General features: G+C 51.7%; 1 protein-coding gene. It reads right to left on the minus strand.

The features are described from left to right. Positions 1–63: 63 nt before the first annotated feature. A partial coding sequence (locus KNP00_RS14165; RefSeq protein WP_215146311.1) for a zinc ribbon domain-containing protein occupies positions 64–288 on the minus strand: 225 nt, incomplete at its 5' end.

Consider the following 288-nt stretch of genomic DNA (forward strand, 5'->3'; position numbering starts at 1 on the left):
GTGCTCTTACCAGCCACGGTTATGGACCAAGCTCGTCGGGCAGTCCCTGCCCTGAATGGTTTGTCAGTCGGCCAACATCAATAGGTTGATGCTCGCGTTGATGTCACGGTCATGATGCGCACCACAATAAGTACATGTCCATTCACGGACATCTAACTGTTTCTTCTCGCCTTTTACTCCGCAAGTGGAACAGATCTGGGTCGATGCGTACCAGGGGTCTGCCTTGATGAGCGTCCGTCCGTAGAAGTTTGATTTGTATTCGAGTTGCCGGACGAACTCGTACCAACT

The organism is Exiguobacterium qingdaonense, from assembly GCF_018617855.1.
Classification (GTDB): domain Bacteria; phylum Bacillota; class Bacilli; order Exiguobacteriales; family Exiguobacteriaceae; genus Exiguobacterium; species Exiguobacterium qingdaonense.